This window comes from Streptomyces griseiscabiei (assembly GCF_020010925.1).
Classification (GTDB): Bacteria; Actinomycetota; Actinomycetes; order Streptomycetales; family Streptomycetaceae; genus Streptomyces; species Streptomyces griseiscabiei.
On sequence record NZ_JAGJBZ010000001.1, the window covers coordinates 3,881,333 to 3,895,904 of the forward strand.

Sequence of the window (14,572 nt, forward strand, 5' to 3'; positions counted from 1 at the left end):
TGTGACAATCTGCCCGGGCGGGCCTCAGACCCGTACCGCCTCCGACTCCCCCGGCACATGGGACGCCACCACGCGCCCCGGCCGCGACGGGGCGACGGTCGTACGGCGGATGTCGACCGCGTACGCCACGCCCGCGACGGCCAGGCCGATCACCGCGAGGCCCGCGCCCACGACGGCCGGGGCCGTGGCGCCGAGACCGGCGGCGAGGGCGAGGCCGCCGATCCAGGCGCCGCCGGCGTTGGCGAGGTTGAAGGCGGCCTGGTTGGCGGAGGAGGCGAGGGAGGGCGCGGCGGCGGCCTTCTCCATGACCATCAGCTGGAGGGGCGAGCCGGTGGCGAAGGCGGCGACCCCGAGGAGCAGGACGGCCAGGGCGGCGCTCCACTGGGCGGACATCAGGGCCGGGAAGAGGGCGAGGACGAGGATCAGGGACGCGAGGCCGCCGAAGAGGGTGCCCCGCAGGGAGTGGTCGGCGAGACGGCCGCCGGCCAGGTTGCCGATGGTCGCGCCGACGCCGAACAGCGCCAGCAGCAGGGTCACGCTGGACCCGGCGTACCCGGCGGAGTCCGTGAGCATCGGCGTGATGTAGCTGTAGGCGGAGAAGAGGGCGCCGAAGCCGGCGACGGTGGTGCCGAGGGCGAGCCAGACGGGCAGGGAGCGCAGGGCGCCCAGTTCGCCGCGCAGTCCGGTGGAGGCGTGGGCCTCGGCCCGGTCGCCCGGCAGCAGGAGCGCCAGCGAGGCGATCGCCGCGAGGCCGATCGCGCTGACGCCGAGGAAGGTGATCCGCCAGCCGAAGTGCTGGCCGACGAGGGTCGCGGCGGGGACACCGGCGACGTTGGCGATCGTCAGGCCCAGGAACATCAGCGAGACCGATCGGGCCTTGCGCTCCGGCGCCACCAGGCCGGTCGCGACGACCGCGCCGACACCGAAGAAGGCGCCGTGCGGCAGTCCGCTGAGGAAGCGGGCGGCGAGCAGCCAGTGCTCGTCGGGGGCGAGGGCGGACAGCGCGTTGCCGACGACGAAGAGCGCCATCAGCCCGATCAGGACCTTGCGGCGGGGCAGACGGGCGGTGACGGCGGCGAGCAGCGGGGCGCCGATGACGACACCGAGCGCGTACGCGGAGACGAGGTGGCCGGCGGCGGGGATCGTGATGCCGAGGTCGGCGGCGACCTCCGGCAGCAGGCCCATGATGACGAACTCGGTCGTACCGATTCCGAAGGCGCCTACGGCGAGAGCGAGCAGGGCCAAGGGCATGGCGGGGAGACCTTTCAAAGGGTGCGGGAGGGCAGGGGGAGGGAAAGGAAGGAATCGGGTCGGTTCCATCGTACGTTCTATATGTTCACCGACGGAACAAACTCGGCCCCGTGATCTGTTCCCTCGGCCCTCTCCCCCGCCCCACCAGCGCCGTCAGCTCCCTGACGTGTCGAGCCTCACCCGTGCGCTCAGCCGTGCGACGACTTGTCCGAGGGCTCGATCGTCACCCGTGCCGCCACCGGCAGATGGTCGCTGCCGGTCTCCGGGAGGGTCCAGGACGCCGTCGGTTCCATGCCGCGGACCATGATCTGGTCGATCCGGGCCATCGGGAACGAGGCGGGCCAGCTGAAGCCGAAGCCGTTGCCCGCGGCGCCCTGGGTGGAGCGCATCTGGGCGGTGACGGCGTTCAGGGCGCGGTCGTTCATGGTGCCGTTGAGGTCGCCGAGGAGGGCGACCTGCTGGATCGGCTCGTCGGCGATGGCCTCGCCGAGCGCGTTGGCGCTCTTGTCGCGCTGGCGGGCGGTGAACCCGGCCTCCAGCTTCACCCGCACCGAGGGCAGATGGGCGACATACACGGCGACCGGCCCGTCCGGGGTCGCCACCGTCGACCGCATCGCGCGCTCCCAGCCGAGCTTGATGTCGACGGGCTCGGTGCCGCTCATCCGGTACTTGCTCCACATCCCGACGGTGCCGACGACCTCGTGGTACGGGTACGTCGCCGCCAGCGCCTTCTCGTACACCGGCACCGCGGTCTCGGTCAGCTCCTCCAGGGCGACCACGTCGGCGCCGGAGGAGGCGACCTCGCGGGCGGTGCCGGACGGATCGGCGTTGTCCGCGTTGACGTTGTGGGTGACGACGGTGAAGTCGCCGCCGACGCCGGTCTTGCTGGTGACGAGTCCGCCGAAGGTGTTCAGCCAGACGACGGTGGGCACCAGGAGCGCGATGAGCGCGGTCGCCGACTTCCGGACCAGCGCGAGGATCAGCAGCAGCGGGATCGCGACGCCGAACCAGGGCAGGAACGTCTCCGTCAGACTGCCGAGGTTGCCCACGGCGTTGGGGACCTGGGCGTGCAGCAGCATCACGAGAGCGGCGAGGACCGCGAGAACGGCGAGGACGATGCCGCGCCGCCAGATCCGCCGGTCCCCTCTCCAGCCGCCGAAGAGGCGGCCCAGCAGGCGCCGGAGCCGGGATCGTTCGCGGTCGTGGCCCGTGCCGCCGCCGCCCGTCTCCGTCATGTACGCCTGCGCCATACCGTCGCCTCACTGCCTGCCGTGCACTTCTTCCCCGCGACTAAAGACCCTAGGGGATGATCGCCGCGGTTCCCGCCGCCATCCGGCGGCCCATGGGTACGAGGACGAACAACCCGCTGTTCGGAGTTCCGAACCGGCGGACGGGTCACGCGGTCTGTAACGAAACGCGCACATTGAACGCGCCCACTGACTGTGACTCACTTCGCAGGCGGGCGCAGCCCTTCGAGCACCGTGTCGACGATGTTCGCCGCGAGATCCTCGGGGAGGGAGGCGTCCGGGCGCATGACCGTGCGGACGAGCATGGGGCCGAAGACGAGATCGCCGGCGAGGTCGATGTCGACGTCGGCGCGGAGTTCGCCGTTGTCGCGGCCCCGGCGCAGCACGTCGGCGAGGGTCCGGCGGCGGGGGGCGACGACGTCCGCGTGGTAGGCGTCCCAGATCTTGGGGCTGCTCTTCATCTGGGCGATGACGTTGTGCAGGATCGCCGAGGGGCGGTTGAGCAGTCCGCGCCTGCGGGCCGCCTCCATCAGGACGACGAGGTCGTCGCGCATGGAGGTGCCGGGCAGGACGGGGTCCGGGGGTTCGGCGGCGCGCAGCACGTCGACGAAGAGCGCCTCCTTGCCGCTCCAGCGGCGGTAGATGGTCGCCTTGCCGACACCGGCCGTGCGGGCCACGCGTTCGATCGACAACTCCGCGAGCGGGACGCCCTCTTCGAGGAGCTTCATCGCGCCTTCGAGGATGGACCGCTCCACGGCCTCGCTGCGGGGCCGCCCGCGCCCGGGACTGCCGTCCCGGACCCGCCCGTCTCCGGCATGACTCTCGGCGAGGCTCAAGGTCGACTCCGTCTCTGTGGTGGGGGCTCCGATTCTCCGTCAGTGGTCGGCGGCCACCAACTCCGGCTCCTCCTTGCCCTTTTGGCCGTCCTTGCCGCGTCCCGGCAGGAACACCGCCATGGCCACCGCGCCGAGCAGGGCGATCCCGGCCCCGCACAGGGCGGTCACATGCATGGCGTGCAGGAAGGCGTCGTGGGCGGGCTCGACCAGGGCCTCGCCCCGGGCGCCGAGCCGGGCGGCGAGTCCGAGCGTGGCCTCGATGGACTCGGCGGCGGCGTGCGGGGCACCGGCCGGCAGCTTGTCCTCGATGCCGCCGCGGTAGGCGGTGGAGAGGACCGAGCCGAGGACGGCGATGCCGAGGGCGCCGCCGACCTGGCGGAAGGTGTTGCTGAGCGCGGACGCGGAGCCGGCCTTCTCGCGCGGCAGGGCCTGCATGATGAGGACGCTCAGCGGGGTCATCACATGGGCCATGCCGACACCCATGAGGAAGAAGATGACTTCCAGCACCCAGATCGGGGTGTCCGCGTCCAGCACGGCGAACGCGGCCAGCATCCCGGCGATGAGGGTCATACCGGCCGTGCACACCGCGCTGTTGCCGAAGCGGTCCACGACGAGGCGGGCGCGGGGCGCGAAGACGAGCTGGGCGATGGCCAGCGGCAGCATCAGCAGACCGGTCTGGAGCGGGGAGTAGCCGCGTACGGTCTGGGTGTAGAAGACGGAGAAGAAGGTCACGCCCATCAGCGCGAAGAAGACCACGCCGATGACACCGATGGCGGTCGAGAAGACCTTGTTCTTGAAGAACGACATGTCGATGGACGGGTGGTCGCTGCGCTTCTCGAAGACGACGAAGGCGGCGAGGACCGCAAGGCCGGCCGCGATGGTGGCGAGGACCGTGGCGTCGGTGAAGTCGGCGAGCTGGCCGCCGCGGATGATGCCGTAGACGAGGAGCACCAGGCCGACGACGGAGAGCAGGACGCCGACGGGGTCGATACGGCCCGGGTTCGGGTCGCGGGAGTCGGGGACCAGCCAGAGCATCAGGCCGAGCGCGAGGGCGACGATCGGCACGTTGATCAGGAAGACCGAACCCCACCAGAAGTGGTCCAGCAGGACTCCGCCGGTGATCGGGCCGATGGCGATGGCGAGGCCGACGCCGCCCGCCCAGATGCCGATGGCCTTCGGCTGCTCGTCGCGCTCGAAGACGTTCATCAGGACGGCGAGGGTGGCGGGCATCACGAAGGCGGCGCCGAGGCCCATCACCGCGCGGAAGACGATCAGCTGGGCCGGGGAGCCCGACATCGCGGCGAGCGCGGAGCCCACCCCGAAGACGACGAGCCCGCCGAGCAGCACCTTCTTGCGGCCCAGGCGGTCGCCGAGGAGGCCCGCGGAGAACAGCAGGCCGGCGAAGACCAGTGTGTAGGCGTTGATCGCCCACTCCAGCTCGCTCTGGGTGGCGCCGAGACCGGTGGGCGCCGGGGTGGAGATCGTCTTGATGGCGACGTTGAGGATCGAGTTGTCGAGCACCACGATCAGCAGGCTCAGCATCAGCACACCGAGGATCACCCACCGGCGGCGGTGCACGGCCGCCGGTATGCGGGAGCGGGAGTCGTCAGGCCCTGCGGTAGTCATACGGTCGAGCGTAGACCTATTTCGATACGGGACCGTCTCGTATCGTAAATCCTTGGGAATCTTTTACCCGGCTCTTACGTGCCGGAGGTCCCGGCTCCCGCGCGCGGGCTGCCTGAACCGTCACACGCACCCGCCCTGGCCCTCCCCCGCCCGAGGTGCCACCATGGAAGCGGTCCGGGGACACCGTCAGGGTGCCTCGAGATGACATGAAGGAGCTGTAGCGATGACGCAGCTTTCGGCTGCCCAGAGCAAGTCCTCCGACGGCAGCAAGGCGCTGTACGGAGGCAAGGGCACACGCCGTATCACCGTCCGGGACCTCGCCCTCGCCAAGGAACGCGGCGAGAAGTGGCCCATGCTCACCGCCTACGACGCGATGACCGCGTCCGTGTTCGACGAGGCCGGCATCCCGGTCATGCTCGTCGGCGACTCCGCGGGCAACTGCCACCTCGGGTACGAGTCGACCGTGCCCGTCACCCTCGACGAGATGACCATGCTCTCGGCGGCCGTCGTACGGGGCACCGGCCGCGCCCTGATCGTCGGCGACCTGCCCTTCGGCTCCTACCAGGAGGGCCCGGTGCAGGCGCTGCGCTCGGCGACCCGGCTGGTCAAGGAGGCCGGGGTGGGCGCGGTCAAGCTGGAGGGCGGCGAGCGCTCGCATCGGCAGATCGAACTGCTGGTCGAGTCCGGCATCCCGGTGATGGCCCACATCGGCCTCACCCCGCAGTCCGTGAACGCGATGGGCTACCGCGTCCAGGGCCGGGGCGAGGAGGCCGCGCAGCAGCTGCTGCGCGACGCCAAGGCCGTCCAGGACGCCGGCGCCTTCGCGGTCGTCCTGGAGCTGGTCCCGGCGGAGCTGGCGGCCGAGGTCACGCGGGTGCTCCACATCCCGACCATCGGCATCGGCGCGGGCGTCGAGACCGACGCCCAGGTGCTCGTGTGGACCGACATGCTCGGGCTGACCGGTGGGCGCGTGCCGAAGTTCGTGAAGAAGTACGCCGATCTGCGCGCGGTCATGAGTGACGCGGCGAAGGCGTTCGCGGAGGATGTCGTCGGCGGGACGTTCCCGGCGGAGGAGCACTCCGTCCACTAGGCCATTGCGGTACCACCACTGCGGCCCGCCGATCTTCCCCCGTCGGCGGGCCGCGGCATTGTCCGTGGACCCGCACCCGACAACCCACCCCCTATCGGCCCCCCGTCGGCCGTGTCGGTGGGCTGTCGGTGGTTTGTCGGTGGGGGCTGGGACCGTCGTCCGCATGACACGAATCGACAAGAACGCCAGCGGCGCGAAGGGCGCTGTCACCGTGCGGGGGCTGGTCAAGCACTACGGCGAGACCAGGGCGCTGGACGGTGTCGACCTGGATGTGCGTGAGGGCACCGTGATGGGGGTGCTCGGACCGAACGGGGCGGGCAAGACCACGCTCGTACGGTGCCTGTCCACGCTGATCACACCGGACGCGGGGCACGCCACCGTGGCCGGCTACGACGTCGTACGGCAGCCCCGGCAGCTGCGCCGGGTGATCGGGCTGACCGGGCAGTACGCGTCCGTGGACGAGAAGCTGTCCGGCTTCGAGAACCTGTACATGATCGGCCGGCTGCTGGACCTGCCCCGCAAGGAGGCGCGGAGCCGGGCCACCGGTCTGCTGGAGCGGTTCTCGCTGACCGACGCGGCCAAGCGCGCGGCGGGCACGTACTCCGGCGGTATGCGGCGGCGGCTCGACCTGGCCGCGTCCATGATCGGAAGCCCGGCGGTGCTGTATCTGGACGAGCCGACGACCGGACTGGACCCGCACACCCGCAACGAGGTGTGGGCCGAGGTGAAGCGGATGGTCGGCGACGGGGTGACCGTGCTGCTGACCACCCAGTACATGGAGGAGGCCGAACAGCTGGCCTCCGAGCTGACCGTGATCGACAAGGGGAAGGTGATCGCGGGCGGCCGGATCGAGGCGCTGAAGGCCCAGGTCGGCGGGCGCACCCTCCGGGTCCGGCCGGCCGATCCGGTGCAACTGCGGCCGTTGGCCGGGGAGTTGGACGGGCTGGGCATCACCGGGCTGGCCACGACCACCGTGGACACCGAGACCGGCACCCTTCTCGTACCGATCCTCAGCGATGAACAACTGACCGCCGTCGTCGGCGCGATCACCGCGCGTGGCGTCACGATCGCCTCGATCAGCACCGAACTGCCCAGCCTGGACGAGGTGTTCCTGTCGCTCACCGGCCACCGGGCCAGTGCGCCGCAGGACGCCGCTCCGTCCCCCGCCTACGAGGAGGTCGCCGTATGAGCACCGCCACCGTGCCCGCCACCTCACCCGCCACGTCGCCCGCCACGGGCGAGGCCGACGGCCGGATCGGGCTGCGGGCCCACGCCCGGCACACCGGCGCGCTGGTCCGGCGCAATCTGCTGTGGATCCGGCAGGACCCGGAGTCGATGTTCGACGCGGTCCTGATGCCGATCGTCTTCACCCTGCTCTTCGTGTACGTCTTCGGCGGCTCCATCGGGCAGGCGCTCGGCGGCGGCCAGGAGCAGTACGTGCAGTACGTGGTGCCGGGGCTGATGGCGATGATGGGCATGAACATCGCCATGGGCGTCGGCACGGGCTTCAACGAGGACTTCCAGAAGGGCGTCATGGACCGCTTCCGGTCCCTGCCGATCGGCCGGTCCTCGGTGCTGCTCGCGAAGATCTCCGTCGAGTTGCTGCGCATGCTGGTCGCCACGACGATCCTGCTGACCGTCGGGGTCCTCATCGGCTTCGACATCACCAGCTGGTTGGGGCTCCTCGGGGCGGTGGGCCTGGCCGTCGTGTTCGGCTCGTCCCTGATGTGGATCTTCCTGGTGCTGGGCGTGACGATGAAGAACGCTCAGTCCGTGCAGGCCATGGGCTTCCTGGTGCTGTTCCCGCTGCAGTTCGGGTCGTCGATCTTCGCACCGACCCAGTCCATGCCGGGCTGGCTGCAGACCTTCACCGACTACAACCCGCTGTCGGCCCTCGCGGACGCCGCGCGCGGACTGATGACCGGCGGGCCGATCGCCCACGATCTGATCGTCACGCTCTGCTGGTCGGTGGGGCTGACGGCGGTGATGGCACCGATCGCGATCCACAAGTTCAAGACGAAGAGCTGAGGTTCGGGACGGAGAACCGGCCGCCGGGCCCGGGCACCGGCGGCCGGGGTCAGACGAGGGCGGTGGCCTCCTCCGGGGTGAGGGCGCCGCCCTCGGCGTACGCGCGGTCGTACGCGGCGGCGTCCAGCCGGGCCCGGACCACGGCATCGGCCTTGGCGCGGGCCTCCACCTCCATGGGGCTGGAGAAATGGCCCGGCGGCAGCAGCGCGTCGGCGGCGCCCAGGAGACGGGCGGCGTCGAGGGCACGGGCCCCGTCGTCGACCTCCGCGACGGAGATGGCGGCGGTCACCAGATGGATGGCGGGCATATGGGGCGCGACCATCCGGGACAGTCGGTCCAGGCTGCGGTCCAGCGCCTGCCGCATCAGCCGCAGCGCCTCCTCGTGGCACCCGTCCATCATCTCCAGCCAGCCCTCGACACCGAGGACGAACCCGGCGAAGAGCACGAAGCTGGCCGCGGCGAAGTCCTCGCGGAGCAGCGTGATCTGTTCCCGGGCCTCGGCCATGCGCCCGCTGCGGCCGAGCCGGACCGCGAGGAAGAGCCGGGCCGCGGGCACCGCCTCTCGGGCCACCCTGCGCCCGGTGTCCAACACCTCGAACAGCATCTTCTCGCCGCGCTCGACGTCGCCGCTCTCGATGTACACACTGCCGAGCCGGACCCCGAGCACCCCCGACTGGGCGTGGGCGCCGAGCCGTTCGGCGTACGCGATGGCCCGCTCGAAGTCGGCGGCGGCCAGCGCGAACTCGCCCCGGCGCTCCAGGGACTCCCCGCGCGCCGACAGCGCCTCGGCGGCGCCCCAGGCGTCCCCGAGCCGGTCGAAGATCTCGAGCGCCTCGTCGGCGTCGGCGATGGCGTCGCCCGCCCAGTCGGTGCGGTTGGCGAGGATGTTGGCCCGCATCTGCAGGGTCTGCGCCAGCTCCCAGGCGAACCCGAGGTCGCGGCAGGTGCGGATGTTGGCGTCCAGGACGGCGCGCAGCCGGACCATGTCGCCGGTCAGCAGGACGGCGTAGAACCACATGAACCCGGGGAAGCGGCAGGTCTGCGGCTGGCCGGGTTCGTAGGTGGCGCTGATGACCCGCAGTTTCTCCTGGCTCTCGGGGGTCTCCCAGGCGGGCAGCTCCATGTCCATGCAGGCCAGATGGACGAGATGCACCCCGCGCCGGGCCTCGTCGAGGACCTGCGGGCTCATCGGCGGCGGACTGTCCACGGTCCGTCCGCGCAGGTCCGGGACGGGGCGGGCGGGCGCGGTGAACGGGTCCGGGCCGAGATCCTTGACCTGGGCGGACCAGTGCCGGGCCTCGGTCTTCAGATCACGCATCTGCCAGTACCAGCACAGCGACAGCGACAGACAGAGCGCCTCCTGCTCGTCCCGCTCGGCGACGGCGTACCTGAGGGCGGTACGGATGTTCTCGTACTCCAGCTCCAGCAGCTCGATCGCGGCACGCTGGCCGGAGCCGCGCAGCAACGGGTCGGTGGCGCGGGCGAGTTCGCGGTAGTACGTGAGGTGGGCGCGGGCGGCGGCGGGGCGGGTGCCCGTCTCGTCGAGGCGTTCGCCGGCGTACTCGACGACGGTCTCCAGGAGCCGGTAGCGCATTCCGTCGTCCGCGCCCGTGCCCGAAGGGGCGGCCACGACGAGGGACTTGTCGACGAGCGAGCCGAGCGCCTCCAGCGCGGCCGGTCCGCAGACGGCCTCGGCGGCGGCCAGGTCGCAGCCGCCTGCGAACACCGACAGTCTTCGCAGGACGTCCCGTTCCTCCTCGTCGAGCAGTTCCCAGGACCAGTCGACGACCGCGCGCAGCGTCTGCTGCCGGGGCAGGACGGTACGGCTGCCGGAGGTGAGCAGCCGGAAGCGGTCGTCGAGCCGGTCGGCGATCTGGCGGGGGGTCAGCATCCGCAGCCGGGCCGCCGCCAGTTCGATGGCGAGGGGGAGCCCGTCGAGGCGGCGGCAGATCTCGGCGGCGGCCTCCGGGTCGGCGTCCACGGTGAAGCCGGGCCGGGCCGCCGCTCCCCGGTCGGCCAGCAGCCGCAGGGCGTGGGGCTCCGTCAGCGGTTCCACCGGGCGCAGCAACTCCCCCGGTACGCCGAGGGGTTCGCGGCTGGTGGCCAGGACGGTCAGTTCCGGGCAGCGCTGGAGGAGCTGGTCGACGAGGTGGGCGGCGGCGTCCACGACGTGTTCGCAGTTGTCGAGGATCAGCAGCATGCGGCGCCGGGCGCAGTGTTCGGCGAGCCGGGTGAGGGGGTCGTCCTGGCGGTCGGCCGCGACGCGCATCTCCTCGGCGCCGGCGCCCCGCAGGACGGTCTCGCGGGCGCCGAGGGCGGTGAGGACGGCTTCGGGGACGTTCGCGGGGTCGTCGACGGGGGCGAGTTCGGCCAGCCAGACGCCGTCCGGCACGGTCTCGGCGAGCGTCTCGGCCGCCTCCTGGGAGAGGCGGGTCTTGCCCGCGCCGCCGGGGCCGAGGAGGGTGACGAGGCGGGTGGTGGTGAGGTCGTGGCGGAGGGTGTCGATGTCGGTGTCGCGGCCGACGAACGAGGTGAGGCGGGCCCGGAGGTTGCCCGGAGGGCGGGCGGGGTGCGGGGCGCTGCCGCTTGGGCCCCGAGGGGGCGCCTTGTCGGGTGCGGGTTCGTGGGGTTTCTCGCGCGGTTCCCCGCGCCCCTTTCGAGGCGCCTCGGTGAGCAGGTCCGCGTGCAGGGTGCGCAGGGCCCGGCCCGGGCTGGTGCCCAGGCGGGCCGACAGGAGGCGGCGGACCTCCTCGTACGCGGCCAGGGCCTCCGCCGTGCGGCCGGTGTCCCTGAGTGCCTGGAGGCGGAGCGACTGAAGGGGTTCGTCGAGGGGGTGGGTGTCGCAGAGGGCGGTGAGGTCGGGCAGGGCGGTCTCGGGCCGGCCCAGGGCGAGGGCGGCGGCGAGGCGGGCGCGGTGGGCGTCGAGGCGGCGGGTCTCCCAGCGGGCTGCCTCGGCGGCGCGGTCGGGGAGGTCGGCCAGGGGCGGGCCCTGCCAGAGGGCGAGCGCGTCGTCGAGGACGGAGGCGGCCCTGGCCGCGTCGCCGTCGGCGAGCGCGCGGGCGCCGTCGTCCGCGAGACGCTCGAAGCGGTGCAGGTCGATGTCGTCCGGGGCCGCCGTCAGACGATAGCCGCCGTTGAGCGAGGCGACCGCGTCCGGGCCGAGGGCTCTGCGCAGTCGGCCGACCAGCGCCTGGAGCGCGGCCGGGGCGTCGGCCGGCGGATCGTCGGCCCACACCTCGTCGACGAGCGCGGACGCGGGGACCGTACGCCCCGGCCGCAGGGCGAGCACGGTCAGCAGGGCACGCAGCCGCGCGCCCCCGACGGGCACGGGGGTGCCGTCGGCCTGCAGTGCCTGGGTGGTGCCGAGGATGCGGTAGCGCACGGATCCATTGTCTCTGCCGGAATCTCTCTGTCCTCACCCACCTTGCTAGGAACTCCGGGGCGACCGCGAGACGTTTTCGCCGTGTGCCCGGTACCGTCGGGGCGTCCGTACGAGTGATCGGCACCGCTGATCGATACAGCTAGGAGCCCCATGACCACCGCCGCGTCCCGCCGGAGCGACCGGAGGATCAGTCCTGTCTTCGTGGGGATCGTGGCCGTCATGGCGGTCACGGGCTGGGCCACCTGGACCGGCTTCGCCGAGCAGCCCGGTCTGGCCGTCTTCCTGTTCGTGACGTCCGCGTGGATCGTCTCGCTGTGTCTGCACGAGTACGCGCACGCCCGTACCGCCCTGCACAGCGGTGACATCTCCATCGGCGCCAAGGGCTATCTCACCCTGAATCCTCTGAAATACACCCATGCCCTGCTCAGCATCGTGCTGCCGGTCGTCTTCGTGATCATGGGCGGGATCGGTCTGCCCGGTGGCGCGGTGTTCATCGAGCGGGGGCGGATCCAGGGGCGCTGGAAGCACAGTCTGATCTCGGCGGCGGGCCCGCTGACGAACGTCCTCTTCGCGGCCGTCTGCACCGCGCCCTTCTGGCTGGGGGTCACGGACGGCGTCCCGGCGGCCTTCCTCTTCGCCCTGGCCTTCCTGGCGATGCTCCAGGTCACGGCGGCGATCCTGAACTTCCTGCCGGTGCCCGGCCTGGACGGCTACGGCGTGATCGAGCCCTGGCTGTCGTACAAGATCCGCCGTCAGGTGGAGCCGCTCGCGCCCTTCGGGCTGCTGCTGGTCTTCGCGGTGCTGTGGATCCCGGCGGTGAACGGCGTGTTCTGGGACGTGATCGACGCGTTCATGCGGGGCCTCGGCATCGAGGACCAGCTGTCCGACTGCGGGTACTGGCTCTACCGCTTCTGGCGCGAGGACAGCGACATCTGCCTCACGGGGATGTGACGGCCTCGCGCCCCTGCCTGGCCTTGCGGACGTAGTACCAGGTCATGTTGGACGACAGGCCCGCCATCAGCACCCACACCACACCCAGCCAGCTGCCCCGGGCGAAGGAGACCACGGCGGCGGTGACGGCGAGGAGACAGACGACGAGCGTGTAGACGGCGAGTCGGGGCATGGGGGTCGGCTCCTGACAGGGCGGTCGGGTCGGACGTCGGACGAGGCGTACGGCGTCCGACCAGTGTCCCCCATGCCCGAGGGCGTACATGCGTCGGCTACACGTCCGTGAGGCGGATGCCCGCGTGGGCCTTGTAGCGGCGGTTGACGGAGATCAGGTTGGCGACCAGGGACTCGACCTGGTGGGCGTTGCGCAGCCGGCCGGCGAAGATGCCGCGCATGCCGGGGATGCGGCCGGCCAGTGCCTGCACGATCTCGACGTCGGCGCGCTCCTCGCCGAGGACCATCACATCGGTGTCGATCTCGTCGATCTCCGGGTCTTCGAGGAGGACGGCGGAGAGGTGGTGGAAGGCGGCGGTGACCCGTGAGTCCGGGAGCAGGGCGGCGGCCTGCTCGGCGGCGCTGCCCTCCTCCGGCTTCAGCGCGTAGGCGCCCTTCTTGTCGAAGCCGAGCGGGTTGACGCAGTCGACGACGAGCTTGCCCGCCAGTTCCTCGCGCAGCGATTCGAGGGTCTTGCCGTGGCCGTCCCAGGGCACGGCGACGATCACGATGTCGCTGCGGCGGGCGGTCTCGGCGTTGTCGGCGCCCTCGACCCCGTGGCCGAGTTCCGCGGCGACACCCTGTGCGCGGTCGGCGGCCCGCGAGCCGATGATCACCTGCTGGCCGGCCTTGGCGAGGCGGTAGGCGAGGCCCTTGCCCTGCGGCCCGGTGCCGCCGAGCACGCCGACGACGAGTCCCGACACGTCCGGCAGGTCCCAGGGGTCCTTGGCCGGAGCCTTCGCGGGAGCCGTCGCGGCGGGCTGCTGTGCGCTGTCAGTAGAGGTCATGGGCCGACTTTACGTGCGGGCCCCACGGCGGTGGCGGTGAGGTGCGCGCGGTCACGGGCGTCCGGCCGGTTCGGGCGGGTTCAGGCGAGGCTCTCGACCGGGATCCGCCGGAACGTGATCGTCTCGTACGCGCTGAAGTCGCCCGTCTCGTAGAGCAGTCCGACGGTGTCGCCGTCGACGCGGACGAGGTCGGAGTAGGCGGCGGGCAGGCCGTCGACGGTGTGGACGGGGCGCCAGGTGACGCCGTGGTCGGTGCTGGCGCGGACGGTCAGCAGGGCGCGGAATCCGGGGTCGGCCGGGCCGGAGTAGAGCAGCAGGTCGGGGTCGCGGAGCTGGAGGACGCTGCCCTCGACGACCGGACCGACGAGTCCCGCCTGCGGGCGGAAGGGTTTGGTGAGGGTCTCACCGCCGTCCGGCGAGTACGCGTCGGCGCGGGTGCCGGGGGCCGGGGAGTCGTTGCGGGTGTTGAAGTAGACGCGGCCGTCGGGGAGTTCGGTGGCGGTGGTCTCGTTGGCGTTGATGTGGCCGTCGGTGTTGTCGTCGACGTAGCCGATGCGCCAGGTGGCGCCCTCGTCGTCGCTGAGCAGGCAGTGGCCGCCGTTGTACCTGCCCTCGGTGCCGTTGTCCGTGCCGGTGGGCGGGAGGGAGTGGTTGGCGGGGACGACGACCCGGCCGGTGGAGAGTCTGAGCGCGTGGCCGGGGGTGGTGGCGTACCAGCGCCACTCGGGCCTCTTGGTCTGTGCGGTGATCTCCCGGGGGCCGGCCCAGGTGGTGCCCTCGTCGTCGCTGTGCCGCACCCAGACCCGGCGGCCGTCCGCCGCGCTCACGGTGCCGCGCCGGATGGCGTCCTCGGTGGCGTCGGCGGCGTTGCGGACGTGGACCAGCAGGATCCGGCCGCCGCCGAGGACGACGGGGGCGGGGTTGCCGGCGAGGGAGTCGCCGTTCGTGGCGGCGACCTGGAGCGGGCCCCAGGTCCGGCCGCCGTCCGTGGACCGCTTCAGCACGATGTCGATGTTCCCGAAGTCCTCCCGCCCGCCGACCCGTCCCTCGCAGAAGGCGAGCAGTGCGCCGGAGGCGGTGGCGACGACCGCAGGGATCCGGAAACTGGCGTAGCCCTCGTGGCCGGCGCGGAAGGGGATGCTGGTCTCGGGGGTGAGGGTCAC

General features: G+C 71.9%; 12 protein-coding genes. 4 read left to right on the forward strand and 8 right to left on the reverse strand.

The genetic code is table 11. The features are described from left to right. Positions 1-24: 24 nt before the first annotated feature. The 4 genes from J8M51_RS16915 to J8M51_RS16930 form a co-directional block, all read right to left on the reverse strand. A complete protein-coding gene (locus J8M51_RS16915) occupies positions 25-1,251 on the reverse strand; it encodes an MFS transporter (protein WP_086751895.1) in 1,227 nt (408 codons plus the stop codon). Between the two features lie 188 nt (positions 1,252-1,439). Beyond that, the gene (locus J8M51_RS16920; protein ID WP_086751893.1) at positions 1,440-2,501 is read right to left on the reverse strand and encodes an endonuclease/exonuclease/phosphatase family protein; all 1,062 of its coding nucleotides are present in this window, start codon (positions 2,499-2,501) and stop codon (positions 1,440-1,442) included. Between the two features lie 197 nt (positions 2,502-2,698). Beyond that, the gene (locus J8M51_RS16925) at positions 2,699-3,334 is read right to left on the reverse strand and encodes a TetR/AcrR family transcriptional regulator (protein ID WP_086751891.1); all 636 of its coding nucleotides are present in this window, start codon (positions 3,332-3,334) and stop codon (positions 2,699-2,701) included. A gap of 39 nt (positions 3,335-3,373) precedes the next feature. Then, on the reverse strand, positions 3,374-4,960 hold the full coding sequence (locus tag J8M51_RS16930) for an MFS transporter (protein WP_216589015.1): 1,587 nt from the start codon (positions 4,958-4,960) through the stop codon (positions 3,374-3,376). Between the two features lie 223 nt (positions 4,961-5,183). Between J8M51_RS16930 and panB the strand changes: the two genes are divergently transcribed. From panB to J8M51_RS16945, 3 genes are all read left to right on the forward strand, one after another. Further along, positions 5,184-6,050: a 3-methyl-2-oxobutanoate hydroxymethyltransferase gene (gene panB / locus J8M51_RS16935; protein WP_267299252.1), complete on the forward strand. Its 867-nt coding sequence runs from the start codon at positions 5,184-5,186 to the stop codon at positions 6,048-6,050. A gap of 163 nt (positions 6,051-6,213) precedes the next feature. Beyond that, positions 6,214-7,239: an ATP-binding cassette domain-containing protein gene (locus tag J8M51_RS16940; protein WP_256966324.1), complete on the forward strand. Its 1,026-nt coding sequence runs from the start codon at positions 6,214-6,216 to the stop codon at positions 7,237-7,239. Then, on the forward strand, positions 7,236-8,078 hold the full coding sequence (locus J8M51_RS16945; protein ID WP_179203517.1) for an ABC transporter permease: 843 nt from the start codon (positions 7,236-7,238) through the stop codon (positions 8,076-8,078). The genes J8M51_RS16940 and J8M51_RS16945 overlap by 4 nt, the downstream gene beginning before the upstream one ends. A 49-nt stretch (positions 8,079-8,127) precedes the next feature. On the opposite strand, the gene J8M51_RS16950 is transcribed toward J8M51_RS16945, so the two are convergent. Continuing rightward, on the reverse strand, positions 8,128-11,460 hold the full coding sequence (locus J8M51_RS16950) for an AfsR/SARP family transcriptional regulator (RefSeq protein ID WP_216589012.1): 3,333 nt from the start codon (positions 11,458-11,460) through the stop codon (positions 8,128-8,130). 150 nt (positions 11,461-11,610) lie between these two features. Between J8M51_RS16950 and J8M51_RS16955 the strand changes: the two genes are divergently transcribed. After that, the gene (locus J8M51_RS16955) at positions 11,611-12,411 is read left to right on the forward strand and encodes a site-2 protease family protein (protein ID WP_037704628.1); all 801 of its coding nucleotides are present in this window, start codon (positions 11,611-11,613) and stop codon (positions 12,409-12,411) included. Here the strand turns inward: J8M51_RS16955 and J8M51_RS16960 are convergent. The 3 genes from J8M51_RS16960 to J8M51_RS16970 all read right to left on the reverse strand — a co-directional run bounded on the left by J8M51_RS16960 (position 12,398) and on the right by J8M51_RS16970 (position 14,572). After that, a complete protein-coding gene (locus J8M51_RS16960; RefSeq protein ID WP_086764052.1) occupies positions 12,398-12,583 on the reverse strand; it encodes a hypothetical protein in 186 nt (61 codons plus the stop codon). The two genes, J8M51_RS16955 and J8M51_RS16960, sit on opposite strands and share 14 nt — an antisense overlap. A gap of 97 nt (positions 12,584-12,680) precedes the next feature. Beyond that, positions 12,681-13,409 carry an NADPH-dependent F420 reductase gene (gene npdG / locus J8M51_RS16965; RefSeq protein ID WP_086764054.1) on the reverse strand — a complete coding sequence of 243 codons (729 nt, stop codon included), beginning with the start codon at positions 13,407-13,409 and terminating at the stop codon, positions 12,681-12,683. 80 nt (positions 13,410-13,489) lie between these two features. After that, positions 13,490-14,572, reverse strand: coding sequence for a sialidase family protein (locus tag J8M51_RS16970; protein WP_267299253.1), 1,083 nt, complete (start codon positions 14,570-14,572; stop codon positions 13,490-13,492).